Genomic DNA, 12,915 nt, shown 5'->3' with positions numbered 1-12,915 from the left:
TTTTCTTTTATGTCGACTATTTATCTTAAGCTACTTGCGCATTTGCAGAGTCACTTGGGGCAGGTTTAGGCACAGGTGCCGTAATCTTGCCACCACGATTTGAACGGGCCGTACGTGAAAATACAGACAACTCGCGATCGAACAAAAACTCAAACAGCAAGCGTGTGTATGAGGTGTGGTGACCTAACTCATCATAATGCCTGCCTGCCAGTGCTTTCACTTTTGGCAGATTGTTCCAGGGTACTGATGGGAAATCATGATGCTCATTGTGATAACCTACATTCAGGTTAGGGAAGTTTAAGCGGCCATAATAACTTTTAGTTTCTTGCTCACCGTGCGTTAAGAAATGCTCCTGTACCCAGCGTGCGCCAAGTGGATGCAAACCAACCGAGAAGAAGAAGCTTAATGCCAGGTATAGCACAGCACCCCATCCTAAAAAATAAATTACAGCACCTGTAAAAGTAATTTGCACTAACCAGTTCACTGCAGTCCAACCATCAAAAAGGTTTATTTCTTTTAAGCGGAAGGGACGAAGTGCCTGAAAAATCGGATAAAATAACAGCCACATAGCTTTTCCAAAGGTGTAGTTGTTTATTAATCTGGCCTCCCAGTGGAAAGGCATATCAGCATCCAGCGCTTCAACGCCCTGGTAAGAATGGTGCTTTAAGTGATATTTTTGAAAAGAAACGGCACTAGGTAATAGCGTTGGCAAATTCGCAAAAATACCCGACCAGGTATTGGCCAGTTTATTTTTAAAAATTAAATTATGGGCACATTCGTGTATACACACAAACAGGGTATGGCAGGCAAAAGCACCAACGCCGTATGCTGCCAGGGCTATCCAATACCAAGCAGCATCCCTAAGTAAGTAAGCTGCGGCTATCTGCACGCCTACACATAAAGTGATTACTAAAAAGGTGTACGGATTACGGCCTATCAGCTGGCGTAATTCAGGGTGTTCTTTAATGATGGCTTTTGTGCGTTGTTTGTGCGGTTCACTCTCGTCAGACCATCTAAAGCTTTTTTTCTTCATACGTTGATATAGCTGGTTTCAATAATTTAAAAGTAACCTAAAGGTAAAACATTTAATTAAAAAACTGCCAAATTATCTTAAGAAAGCCTTCCTTACGCGTAAAGGCCATAAACATTTGACAGTACAATGTTTATGGCCTTTTAATTAATTAAGTAATCTATGGTAACGATTAACTGCAAATTATACAGCAGAAGGAGGCATATCCTCCTTCTGCTGTATCCAGTTGTAAACTGTCTCAATTACTGTTTCATAGCCAGGCTCACAGCAAATAAAGTGGCTCTTACCTGCAAATTTGCGAAACTCAGTTGAGCTTAATTCATCATCGTATGCTTTTGCATTCTTTTCACAAAGTTCATAAGGTATTATTTCATCCTCTTCGCCGGCAATAAATAATAAAGGTACATGTGGTAATTCCAAGTCTACCTTGCCGTCTTCACCAAGACAATCGCGCAGTACATTACGGCTATCATTTGTAGCAGTACGTTCATACGGTTCTTTTACCGCTTCTATACTCATGGTGTTGGCAAAAGACCCTTGAAAGCTTTCCAGATCCATTATAAAAGGATCATCGCCCTTTAATGGGTTAGTAATCAGCGCGCTATTCTTGGTAAATCCCCAATCCAGTGTAATCATGGCATTAGGAGCTACAGAGCTGATAGCAACGCCTAATTTGGCCAGACCTTCATTAACTAATATTTGTGTAATCAGGCCGCCTACAGAGTGACCAATCAGTATTGGTTTTTCGGTTTGGGAAGTTGCTAACTGCCTATATTTCTCAATAATAGCAGCCAGCCGTAATTCGCCTAAACCAGCAGGTATATTTGCGCGTAAATCGGCAGGCTCGCCTTCATGCAGCGGCCATGATTCGGCAATGCAGTTATAACCTTTTTCAGTAAAATGTTTTACCCATGGTTCCCAGCTTTTGGCGTTCTGGAACATGCCATGAATAAGGATGATCGTGCTTTTCATAGGTCCGTATTCTTAAAAGTAAAAATGAATTACTTTTAATTACAGACAGTTCCATTGATTGTTGAAAAGTTGCTACAATCAGCGGTTGTATAGAGCATATAATCAATTTAAAACAAGTGGTTATACCTTATAAAAGTCCTTAAACCAAGTTACAAATCGGTTAATACCTGCCTGTATATCCGTTTGCGGATGATAGTTAAATTCTTTTTCCAGGTCGCTCATATCAGCATCGGTAGATAGCACATCGCCGGCCTGCATAGGCAGTAAATTAATTACAGCTTTTTTGCCTATTGCATTTTCGAGCGCTTCAATAAACTTCATTAACTTAACCGGGGAGGAGTTGCCAATATTATATAACCTGTATGGTGCACTTGAAGTGGCAGGATCAGGTTGCTGGCTGTTCCATTTTGGGTTGGCAGTAGCAGGCTTGTCTAACACTCGAATAATCCCTTCTACTATATCGTCAACATAAGTGAAATCGCGCTGCATTTCGCCATTATTATACACATCAATAGGATTACCTTTTATTATGGCATCGGCAAATTTAAAATAAGCCATATCCGGCCGTCCCCAGGGTCCGTATACCGTAAAAAACCGCAAACCGGTGGTAGGTATCTGGTATAGATGGCTGTAGCTGTGCGCCATCATTTCGTTGCTTTTTTTGCTGGCTGCATACAAACTAACCGGATGCGCTGCCCCGTCGTGAACTGAAAATGGCGTGTTGCTGTTCAGTCCGTAAACGCTCGAGCTGCTGGCGTAAACCAAATGCTTCACCTGTACACTGCGGCAGCCTTCCAGTATGTTTAAAAAACCCGAAAGATTGCTCAGTGCATAATCGTGCGGATTGGTAATAGAATAACGCACACCTGCTTGTGCGGCCAGGTGGCAAACTACATCAAATTTATAAGTATTAAACAGGCTTTCCATCTGCGCCCGGTCTGAGATATCGAGCTTTATAAAGCAGTAATTGGGGTAAAGCGTGCTGCAAACCGGTTCATTGTCTCGCAAGCTTGCCGTTGCAATGCCCGATGCCTCCAGCCGACCATGTTTTAGTTCAGTATCGTAATAGGTATTTATGTTATCAACGCCCACTATATCAAAACCTAAACGGGCAAGCCTTTGGGCTACATAAAAACCAATAAAACCAGCTGTACCGGTAACTAAAATCTTCATATAAATATTAAACAGGCCAGGGCCACAAGGGCACAAAGGTAAATTTATTTTTACGAATTAACGTTTGCATTAACCGCCGCTTATATGTGCAATGTAATACAGATGTTATAAACGTTACAGCCCGAAAAAACATATCTTGGGCGTAACAAAAGGTTATGGATATGCGAAGAATATTTACCCTTACTACACTACTTGGTATCGTATTGAATAGTTATGGCCAAAGTAAAACGGCAACAGCTAATCTACCCGGCTTGGCGTCCATCAAAGAAGCGGACTTAAAACGCGATATTTTTGAGCTGGCCGGCGATGCATTTAGAGGACGACGAGCTGGCTCTGAAGATGAAATGCGGGCTGCCGCCTGGGTAGCGCAAAAAGCTCAACAGGCCGGATTGAAACCTGCCGGTGATGACGGCACTTATTTTCAGTACTTCAATATGCGCCGTACCCGAACTGCCGACCGGAGCACTATGCAAGTAGGCGATCAGAATTTTAAAATGGGTAATGATTTTTGGATAACCCAGCCGGTGGATGCCCACCTGGATGGTGCTGTCACCTGGCTTAACTCCATGGCCGATACCTCAGCCAATTTACAAGGCAAAATCGTAGCAGTTAAAATTGAGGCGCCTAAACCCTTACCGGCTGCTGGCATGAGCTTGTGGGAATATCGTTACACGGCATCAGCTATACGCCAGCAAGGCATGGCGTTACGCCGTAGAGGAGTGGCTGCTGTAATTTTTGTAGCAAATGAAATTACTGAGAAAGGAATTGCTTTTATTGGCCATAATTATGAGGACGGTTCTTACCAAAACGTAGGCCTGACTACCACAACGCGCACTAATCTTAGTAACGGAAGAGCTGTACCCGTTATACTGGTACGTTCAGGATTAGAAAGCGCTATTAAACAAGGCAGCAATATGCGTGCTGACATTGTCATGGAAACCTTTTTATATCCATCGGTAAACGTGGTTGCCAAGGCAGGCGGTACAGATGCAAATCTGCGCAATGAATACGTGCTATTTAGCGGTCACCATGATCATGATGGCATTGGCAACCCCGTTGGGCAGGATTCTATTTGGAACGGGGCAGATGATAATGCTTCGGTAACTGTAGGTATGCTGGCCATTGGTAAGGCATGGGTGGCAAAGCCAGGTAGACGCTCGGCATTATTTGTGTGGCATGGGGCGGAGGAGCGGGGGCTGCTCGGTTCTCGCTGGTTTGCAGTGCATCCAACTGTTAAGAAGGAAAGTATTATAGCCGTTTTGAATGGCGATATGATTGGCCGTAATTCCATTGATTCAGCGGCTTTATTAGGTTCAATACCTCCACATCGCAATTCTACGGCATTGGTTGATATGGCTATGCAGGCTAACAGGCAGCTAACCAAATTTAAGATAGATACCTCATGGGATGACGCAAAGCATCCTGAGAACTGGTACTTCCGGAGTGATCATGCACCTTATGCCCAAGCCGGAATTCCTGCTATATTCTTCACCAGCTTATTACACCCCGATTATCATACGCCAAAAGATGAGCCGCAATTCATCAACATACCTAAGTTGGCTAAAATGACACGCTGGATGTATGCTACCGGCTGGGCGGTATCGCAAACCATGATCAAGCCCGTGCTAGATACGAAGTGATTTCGAGTAGAGTATGGCTCTTGTGCCAAACTCTTTCCAGTTTGTAATTATTTGCAATATATAATCAATATAATTAAAAAAAAGTAGCGGCACTGATATTGATTGCCAGTAATTTAGCTGTACATAAATCGCTTATTAAATGGATGATTTTTTAGCAGCCCGCTCACAAATGGCCCTTTCGCTGGGGTTTCACATTATTTACGCCTGTATTGGTATGGTTATGCCGTTTTTTATGGCGGTTGCCCATTACCGGTGGCTAAAAACCAAAGATGTTAATCACAAAAATATAGCGAAGGCCTGGAGCAAAGGCGTTGCAATTTTCTTTGCCACAGGAGCAGTGTCGGGCACTATTTTGTCGTTTGAGTTGGGTTTGCTATGGCCTAAATTTATGCAGCATGCAGGCCCCATTTTCGGTATGCCGTTCTCGCTTGAGGGCACAGCTTTTTTTATAGAAGCTATTGCGCTTGGGTTCTTTTTATATGGATGGGAACGGCTAAATCCATTATTCCATTGGTTTACAGGCGTAGTTGTAGGCGTTAGCGGATTGGCCTCAGGTATTTTGGTAGTAGCCGCTAATGCCTGGATGAACAGCCCCGCCGGGTTTGATTATATAAATGGGCAATACACCAACATCGATCCTATGAAAGCCATGTTTAACCAGGCATGGTTGCCCGAAGCTTTGCATATGACATTAGCCGCCTTTGCCTCAACCGGTTTTGCGGTAGCAGGTGTGCATGCGTTAATGATTGTACGTAAACGCAATGTGGTTTTTCATCAGCAGGCATTTAAAATTGCCGCCGGCTTTGCTGCGGTTGCAGCCCTTTTACAACCCTTAGCCGGCGACGTGGCTGCTAAAAGCGTAGCTAAACGTCAGCCCGCAAAACTGGCTGCTATGGAAGCATACTTTCATACACAGCCCGCATCGCCACTGGTAATAGGAGGTATTCCAGATGTAAAGGCTAAAAAAGTAAATTATGGACTGGAAATTCCGGGCATGCTCAGTTTCCTGGTGTATGATAATTTTCATCAGCCGGTAAAGGGATTAGATCAAATACCGGAGAAAGATCAGCCACCCATAGCCGTCACACATTATTCGTTTCAGGTAATGGTGGGGTTGGGCATGTTTATGATGCTGGTTGGTGTATTGTATTTAATAGCCGTATGGTTTAAAAAGCACTGGTTAAATAGCAACTGGCTGTTGCGTTTATTTATTATTGCAATACCAACAGGCTTTATTGCGGTTGAAGCGGGTTGGATGGTTACTGAAATTGGACGCCAGCCGTGGATTATTCATGGTGTTATGCGTACTGCCGATGCTGTTACGCCAATGCCTGGTATAGCATGGTCTTTTTACGTTTTTACAGCTATTTACATTTCGCTAAGTATTGTGGTAGTTTTTCTGTTGTACCGCCAAATTAAAATGGTGCCGCAGTTATATGACAAACAACCCGAAAATCTAACTTTAAGCCAGTCATAATTATGGAATACGTTATCATCGGCTTTTTGTGGCTTGCTATTTTGCTTTACCTGGTGTTGGGTGGTGCCGATTTTGGTGCTGGTATTATTGAGCTGTTTAGTACGCCCGCTAATCGTAGCCGTACCCGCAAAGCAGCTTACCAGGCAATAGGCCCTATTTGGGAAGCTAATCACATGTGGTTAATCATTGCTGTGGTTATCTTGTTTGTTGGTTTTCCGCTCATTTACAGTACCATGTCTATCTATCTGCATATACCGCTTGTTATTATGCTTATTGGCATTACGGCGCGGGGCACGGCATTCGTATTCCGAAATTACGATGCTGTAGTTGACAATATGCAGGGCATTTATAATCGTATTTTTTTATTATCAAGCTTTATCACACCGCTATTTTTAGGCATCATTGCAGGTAGCGCTATCTCAGGGCAAATCAACCCGTCCTCGACCAACTTCCTGTCTGCCTATGTGTTCGTTTGGCTTAATTGGTTTTCGGTTGCTATTGGTTTATTTACCGTAGCTTTATGTGGGTTTCTGGCTTCTATTTATCTCATTGGTGAAGCCAAGAATGACGAGGATAAACGCGATTTTATCCGGAAAGCCAGAAACTGGAATATTATTGCGGTTGTATGTGGTGCGCTAGTATTTACAGCTGCCTGGCATGACAATATTCCGCTTATACGTTGGATTTTGGGCAACACGATAGGCCTAACAGCTGTTATTGCAGCATCTATATCCCTCTTGGTTTTGTGGATACTGGTTGGTAGGGGTAAAACAATAATGCCCAGGATTTTAGCTGGCTTTCAGGCCAGCATGATTTTGCTGGCAATCACTTATGTTCACTTTCCCGACTTTCTGATTCTCAAAGATGGCGAACACCTGTCACTATTTAAGCACCAAGCACCCAATGCTACTATGCAAGCACTGGGTTGGGCTTTGATAATTGGTAGTTTGTTTATATTGCCCGCCTTATTTTACTTGTATTATAGCTTTCAAAAGGATCGCTTTGTTGAGGATGGACACTTGAAATCTTAATTGTAATTAGTACGACATCTTTATTAATTGCTTGATAAAATACAGTTACGCACTAATTGTGGAATGCTATTTGTGAAAAGCATACCATGGAATTACTAAACGTGCTTGAGCAAATAGACGAGGAAGCTAAAGTAATACAAACAACTAACGTAAAAGGCCATAAAGCCTGGATGCCTAAGCGTGTGGTGTTCACACCCGATGCGATGGACGAGCCATACGGCCAACAAATATTTAAGCGTGCGCAGGCTTTAAATCTTAATGTTGAGTTGTTGAAGAACAACCGCATTACAGGCTTACGTGGCGCGACAGACAAGGAAACATATAAAATAGCCAAAAATACCTTAGCTATCGTAAACGCACCGAAAAGCGCGTTTAATTTAAGACCCATTCCACCATCGGCTGATTGGCAATTTCACCTGGCCGAGGGTTGCCCTGCTCATTGCCAGTATTGTTACCTGGCTGGCAGTTTACAAGGGCCGCCGGCCATCAGAGTATTTGCCAACTTGCCCGCTATTCTTGAAAACACTATTAAGTTTGAGCGGCTAAACCAAATTACTTCGTTTGAAGCCAGCTGCTATACCGATCCGTTAAGCATAGAGCATATAACCGGTGGTTTGGCCAAAACCATCAGGTTTTTTGGCCAGCGCGCTATGAGTCATCTGCGCTTTGTAACTAAGTTTGATGCGGTAGACCATTTAATCAATTTGGAACATAACGGGCGAACGCGTTTCAGGTGCAGCCTAAATGCTGATGCCGTGGCCCGCCGGTTAGAAGGCGGTACGCCTGGTGTTGCAGACCGGGTACAAGCTTTACGCAAAATGGCTTTGCCCAAAGAGCTGGGTGGTGGCGGTTATCCGGTTGGCGTGGTACTTGCGCCAATTATGCCAATACCTAACTGGGAAGAAGCGTACACTGACTTGTTTGAACATTTACAACAAAACTTGAACTTTGAAACAGATTTAACTTTTGAGTTGATTACTCACCGTTTTACCCCCGGCTCTAAGGATATATTAATGAGCTGGTACCCTAACACCGGCCTGGATATGGAAGAATCTACCCGCTCTACCAAGCGTAACAAGTTCGGTGGCATAAAGTACGTGTATACCCGCGAGCAAATGGGATATCTGAAAAGTTTCTTTGAGCATGAGATTAACACCCGGTTCCCGCAAGCCAAAATATTGTATTGGACATAGGTGAATGAAGTGTAGGAGCAAAGGCACTGGACTCAATCAAAAATAAAAAGCGCCGTTTAGGATATTAGCAATAAATCGTGTCAGATCATGCATTTAATATAAGAGCATGATCTGACACGATTTCCGACAGTCGTTTAAGACGAGATAAAAGATGTTGTGTAAGTTATCAAGTGTATTTGAAGATAACTAGATTAACTCCAGTATTTTACTTGTCCGTTCGCGTGTTTCATTAGCCAGTTGTGCATTTTTAGATAGAGATTGTCCGTATGAAGGAATCATGCCTCTCAACTTTTCCTGCCATTCAGGTGTTTTTGCCTGATCTTTAAAGCAACGCTCTATTAATTGCACCATGATGGATACAGAAGTTGATGCTCCCGGTGATGCGCCAAGCAAGGCTGCAATACTACCATCTGCTGCTGTAACAACCTCGGTGCCGAATTCGAGCACACCGCCACGTTTAGGGTCTTTTTTGATTACCTGCACACGCTGTCCGGCAATGTCTAGGTCCCAGTCTTCTTTTCTGGCATTGGGGAAATAGTCTCGCAAAGCGGCCAAACGGTCATCTTGAGACTGCGTAACCTGGCTAATCAGATAACGAGTTAACGGGATGTTGTCGATACCAGCCTTCATCATCGGGAAGATGTTGCCCGGTTTAATAGATCCGAATAAGTCCCACAGCGATCCCTTTTTTAGGAAACGGGTGGAAAAACCTGCATAAGGGCCAAATAACAATGACTTCTTACCATTAATCATTCTGGTATCCAGGTGAGGTACCGACATCGGCGGCGAACCTACCGACGCTTTACCATAAACCTTCGCCTGATGGCGCTCAATTACTTCCTGGTTATGGCAAACAAGCCATTGTCCGCTAACAGGGAAACCACCAAAACCTCTACTCTCGGGAATGCCCGACTTTTGCAGCAGGTGAATGGCACCACCACCAGCGCCTACGAACACAAATTTTGCTTTAAGCTTACGGTTTGCGCCTGTAGCCAGGTCTTTTACGCTTACACGCCAGCTTTGATCTTTTTCGCGAGACAAGTCTCGCACTTCATGCTGCAAGTGAAGGTTAACGCCAGGTTGTTGTTTTAAGTAATTAAACAAGCTGTTAGTTAATGCACCAAAGTTTACATCGGTGCCTAAATCCATCCGGTTAGCTGATACCTTCTCGCCGTTCTGGCGGCCTTCCATTACTAAGGGTATCCAGTTCTGCAGTAATTGTGCATCTTCTGAATACTCCATGCCAGCAAAAAAATGATGCTTTACAAGAGCTTCATAACGCTTTTTAAGGTACGATACATTGGCATCGCCCCAAACAAAGCTCATGTGTGGAACCGGGTATATGAAGTTTTTAGGAGATTGTATAATCTGCTGCTCTATTAAAAACGACCAGAATTCCTTAGAAACCTCAAATTGTTCGGCGATCTTTATAGCCTTTGATATGTCAACAGTTCCATCCTGCAGTTGCGGAGTGTAATTAAGCTCGCAAAAAGCAGAATGTCCGGTGCCGGCGTTGTTCATAGCATCCGAGCTTTCGGCAGCCATTACATCCAGCCTTTCAAAAATTTCTATAGTAAGATTGGGCTGGAGATGTTTAAGCATCAGCCCTAATGTGGCGCTCATGATGCCGGCGCCAATCAGTACTACATCAGTCTCAGGTTTCTGTGTATATTCGGTGTTAGTCATTTTTGGTTTGAACGGTACAAATGTACACGCAATTTGCTTTGTGCCTAATTAAAACGTGTGATATTACGACTTTCAACGTAAAAATTACATTTTTTTTGTCAACAAGATTAGTAGACTTAATTCTCTAGCAACTTACTCCCCTCTGTAATAGGACTCATTTACATCAAAGCACTCTTTGGGTATTTTGTTTTACAGCACTTAAAATCAATTGGGCGGGCCAGCCATTGCTTAAAACCAAACCTCAACTTGTTGCTCATCCACCAGGTCGTTTAGTTATATACTCGGTTACATTCATAGCCTTGCCTCTTTAAATGATTTAATAATTAGTTTTTTGTAAAATATATTTCGATGTGCTACTGTAAGTATAACATCGGGGCAACGGTAAGTTTAAATACATTTAGGATTTTTGATTTTTAGTAATATCTTTATCAAACAACCGGTTAAATGATTATGAATTCAAAAATCTTCAACTCTTTTGTGCTGGCCGTTTGCGGCGTTTTGTTCTGCGTTATATTGGCCGATGTTAGCGGTAAGTGGAGCGGTTATATTGATTACAATGGCAACGATATACCTTTAACCTACAACTTTAAAGCCGACGGCGATAAGCTCACAGGCACATCTGATACACCGCTGGGTACAGCTGATATTACCGATGGGAAGATTGACAAAGACATGATCTCTTTTAAAGTAGACCTTAACGGAAGCACCGCCACGCATATTGGCAAAGTTTACCAGGATTCAATCAAATTAAAAATAACGTATAACGGAGCAGATTTTCTTACTACGTTAAAGCGTAGTAAAACGCAGTAAAAAGGTCCATAAAAAAAGCGGGTTCATTAATTGAACCCGCTTTTTTTATGGCTGTTGTGTCTGATTAAAATTTTGATTGTAAAACAAAGTATTTGTCATAATCCGGTTTAACAGGTAAACAAAAACCGGGGCCGCCAATACATCAATCGTATAATGCACGTGTTGTACCAGCAATAAACAGCCCACCGCTACAGTTGCTATTATGGATAAAATGCGGTCGCTTTTTTTGGTTAAGCAAAAATACATTGTAATTAACGTAGATGTATGACCTGAGTAAAACAAGTCTTTGGTAACAACGGTATGGCCGTAAAATATGCCGGTTATAGGGTCAACAAGCTCAACCAGTCCGGCTGGGGCTGCAAGTGGCACTAACGTTATAGTAAGTAACCGGGTTAGGCATATCACTATATACAACCATATATAACGTACGTAAATAGCAGGCGACTGAATAGCCCGTACCAAAGTTAATAAGCCCATACCCCAAATTATAAGGAATATATAAAGCGATACATCGGTAGGAGGGATTTGAGCTAGCACCCAATCGTGCAGTTGTATGCCCGGGCGTTTTTCAATGTACTGAAAAAAGTGAGGCATGGCCGATAATATAATGGCCACAATCACCGACCCCGTTACCATCAGCGAACGTTGCGATGTACAAGCCCAGGTAGCTTTCCAGTTTTTTCTTAATGATATTGTTGCGTTTCGGCTCACCGTTCAAATTAAATAAGGCTTGCAAAATTAATGCTTTATATGATATGTTAAATCATTTTAATGTGAATATTAATAGGATGTTACTCAAGTTGTGATAAACAATTACTTATTACATTACCTTTGCGCCTGTAAATTTTTTACAATATGAAATATAAGCTTGGAGATTTTGTGCGATTTGTTGATGAAAGGCGAGAAGGATATGTGACCCGCATTTTTGACGAGCAAATGATTGGCGTAACTGGCGATGATGATTTTGAAATACCAGTTTTGGCTAGTAAGGTTACGACGGTGCACGGCCACCAATCTGGCAGCCAGGCGTCTGGCGGTGACGTGCGCGGAACGTTGGCTGTACCGGCTGGTGAATTTAAAACAAATGGTGTTTACCTGGGCGTTGTAAGTGATGTTAAGGCAGCCTCCGTTGTACACTTTCATTTGATTAATGAAACGTCATACCAATTGATGGTTACATTGATTACCGAAAAGCAGCAATTTAAAGGGGAGTTTATCGGTATACTGCAGCCAAAATCCGCTACTGCTATTTACTCCGCTCAATTGGCTGATATACAAGTGTGGCCTAAATTTAACTTGCAGATTTTATTTTATACCCAGCAAGATATGAAGCCTGCGCAGCCTTTAGTTTTCAGCGATAAGTTTAAAGCCAAAGATTTTGCAGGCGCTAAAAAGCCTTTGCCAGTCATCAATCAACAAGGTTGGCTCATACGGCTGGACGAGCCGGAAATGGTTATAGATGCCGAGAAGCTTAAAGAAAGCTTTTTTAAACCTGCTGTCGAGAAACAGGAGGTGGAGAAACCTTTAAGTGAAGTAGATTTACATATAGAAAAGCTGCGCCAGGATCATCACTTTATGGGTAGCCAGGAGATTTTGCGTGTGCAGCTTGAGCATTTCAAAAAGGCGCTTGACGCGGCGATAGTTCATCAATTGCCTGAGATAACATTTATACACGGTGCTGGTAACGGCACGCTTAGAAATGAGTTGCATAAGCAATTGAGCAAGCATCAAAAGGTTCAAACATTTATGGATGCCCGTAAAGAAAAATTTGGATATGGCGCAACCAAGGTTTTGTTGAAGTGATAGACGTTCGTGTTTATAGTAATCGTTTATCAGATAGAATAGGAAGTATAAACCATAATAACGGTGCGTATAAGCTTAATGCGCTACCGGAATAATAAGA

General features: G+C 42.7%; 11 protein-coding genes. 6 read left to right on the top strand and 5 right to left on the bottom strand.

What is annotated here, in order from left to right; genetic code table 11:
• Positions 1 to 25: 25 nt before the first annotated feature.
• The 3 genes from ABDD94_RS12860 to ABDD94_RS12850 all read right to left on the bottom strand — a co-directional run bounded on the left by ABDD94_RS12860 (position 26) and on the right by ABDD94_RS12850 (position 3,175).
• Positions 26 to 1,033 (bottom strand): fatty acid desaturase, encoded by a 1,008-nt coding sequence (locus ABDD94_RS12860; RefSeq protein ID WP_345951684.1) that lies wholly within the window; start codon positions 1,031 to 1,033, stop codon positions 26 to 28.
• A 180-nt stretch (positions 1,034 to 1,213) separates the two neighbouring features.
• Complete coding sequence (locus tag ABDD94_RS12855; protein WP_345952582.1) at positions 1,214 to 2,002, bottom strand: alpha/beta hydrolase; 789 nt, start codon at positions 2,000 to 2,002, stop codon at positions 1,214 to 1,216.
• A 120-nt stretch (positions 2,003 to 2,122) separates the two neighbouring features.
• Positions 2,123 to 3,175 carry an NAD-dependent epimerase gene (locus ABDD94_RS12850; RefSeq protein WP_345952581.1) on the bottom strand — a complete coding sequence of 351 codons (1,053 nt, stop codon included), beginning with the start codon at positions 3,173 to 3,175 and terminating at the stop codon, positions 2,123 to 2,125.
• A 161-nt stretch (positions 3,176 to 3,336) separates the two neighbouring features.
• Here ABDD94_RS12850 and ABDD94_RS12845 point away from each other — a divergent pair, with 161 nt between their 5' ends.
• From ABDD94_RS12845 to ABDD94_RS12830, 4 genes are all read left to right on the top strand, one after another.
• Positions 3,337 to 4,815 (top strand): M28 family peptidase, encoded by a 1,479-nt coding sequence (locus ABDD94_RS12845; protein ID WP_345952580.1) that lies wholly within the window; start codon positions 3,337 to 3,339, stop codon positions 4,813 to 4,815.
• 139 nt (positions 4,816 to 4,954) lie between these two features.
• Complete coding sequence (locus ABDD94_RS12840) at positions 4,955 to 6,292, top strand: cytochrome ubiquinol oxidase subunit I (RefSeq protein ID WP_345952579.1); 1,338 nt, start codon at positions 4,955 to 4,957, stop codon at positions 6,290 to 6,292.
• A gap of 2 nt (positions 6,293 to 6,294) precedes the next feature.
• Complete coding sequence (locus ABDD94_RS12835; RefSeq protein ID WP_345952578.1) at positions 6,295 to 7,323, top strand: cytochrome d ubiquinol oxidase subunit II; 1,029 nt, start codon at positions 6,295 to 6,297, stop codon at positions 7,321 to 7,323.
• Positions 7,324 to 7,409: 86 nt separating this feature from the next.
• On the top strand, positions 7,410 to 8,516 hold the full coding sequence (locus tag ABDD94_RS12830) for a spore photoproduct lyase family protein (RefSeq protein ID WP_345952577.1): 1,107 nt from the start codon (positions 7,410 to 7,412) through the stop codon (positions 8,514 to 8,516).
• Positions 8,517 to 8,702: 186 nt separating this feature from the next.
• Here ABDD94_RS12830 and ABDD94_RS12825 read toward each other — a convergent pair whose 3' ends face one another.
• Complete coding sequence (locus ABDD94_RS12825; protein WP_345952576.1) at positions 8,703 to 10,202, bottom strand: malate:quinone oxidoreductase; 1,500 nt, start codon at positions 10,200 to 10,202, stop codon at positions 8,703 to 8,705.
• A gap of 450 nt (positions 10,203 to 10,652) precedes the next feature.
• Here ABDD94_RS12825 and ABDD94_RS12820 point away from each other — a divergent pair, with 450 nt between their 5' ends.
• Positions 10,653 to 11,012: a hypothetical protein gene (locus tag ABDD94_RS12820; protein ID WP_345952575.1), complete on the top strand. Its 360-nt coding sequence runs from the start codon at positions 10,653 to 10,655 to the stop codon at positions 11,010 to 11,012.
• 45 nt (positions 11,013 to 11,057) lie between these two features.
• Here the strand turns inward: ABDD94_RS12820 and ABDD94_RS12815 are convergent, their stop codons facing one another.
• The gene (locus ABDD94_RS12815; protein ID WP_345952574.1) at positions 11,058 to 11,723 is read right to left on the bottom strand and encodes a phosphatase PAP2-related protein; all 666 of its coding nucleotides are present in this window, start codon (positions 11,721 to 11,723) and stop codon (positions 11,058 to 11,060) included.
• A gap of 144 nt (positions 11,724 to 11,867) precedes the next feature.
• Between ABDD94_RS12815 and ABDD94_RS12810 the strand changes: the two genes are divergently transcribed.
• Positions 11,868 to 12,815, top strand: coding sequence for a Smr/MutS family protein (locus ABDD94_RS12810; protein WP_345952573.1), 948 nt, complete (start codon positions 11,868 to 11,870; stop codon positions 12,813 to 12,815).
• Positions 12,816 to 12,915 lie beyond the last annotated feature (100 nt).

The sequence above is a fragment of the Mucilaginibacter sp. PAMB04168 genome (assembly GCF_039634365.2).
Taxonomy (GTDB): Bacteria; Bacteroidota; Bacteroidia; order Sphingobacteriales; family Sphingobacteriaceae; genus Mucilaginibacter.
Note: the sequence above shows the minus strand (reverse complement) of the source record. Positions and strands in the feature narration are given on the sequence as shown.